This window comes from Bacillus sp. LR--39, assembly GCF_053613335.1.
In genome coordinates this window covers 1-531 of the sequence record NZ_JBSIOT010001518.1, presented here as the reverse complement: position 1 = coordinate 531, position 531 = coordinate 1, and the positions used below count along the sequence as shown (strand labels likewise).

Genomic DNA, 531 nt, shown 5'->3' with positions numbered 1-531 from the left:
CTCGACGAAGCCACCTCCGCCCTTGATACAGAGACGGAAGCGGCGATCCAAAAGGCGCTTCAAGAGTTGTCTGAGGGGCGCACGACGCTTGTCATCGCCCACAGGCTGGCGACGATCAAAGACGCGGACAGAATTGTAGTCGTCACAAACAACGGTATTGAAGAACAAGGCCGTCATCAAGACCTGATCGAAGCCGGAGGCCTATACAGCAGGCTGCATCAAGCGCAATTCGGGCAAATGGTGCAGCGATAGGAGGAGAACATGGAAAGAAAAACTGTGCTGTACATTGCTGTTTCATTGGACGGGATGATCGCAAGAGAAGATGGAAGCATCGACTGGCTGGATGGATTCGAAGGTGAAGGCGACAACGGCTACAGTGATTTTTATCAGACTGTTGATACAGTCATTTTAGGGCGGAGCACATATGAGCACGTTAAAGTGCTAACACCGGTTTTCCCGTATCAGGATAAAACCTGCTATGTTTTTACAGGATCGCCCGACAGTTATCAAGATGAACATGTGACGTTTATC

General features: G+C 49.9%; 1 protein-coding gene and 1 pseudogene. Both read left to right on the top strand.

What is annotated here, in order from left to right; all coding sequences use genetic code 11:
* Positions 1-252: pseudogene (locus tag ACWHAR_RS31520) on the top strand (multidrug ABC transporter ATP-binding protein); the annotation flags it as partial.
* 9 nt (positions 253-261) lie between these two features.
* Positions 262-531, top strand: a 270-nt coding sequence (locus ACWHAR_RS31515; RefSeq protein WP_452088984.1) for a dihydrofolate reductase family protein, incomplete at its 3' end; no start/stop codon positions are given.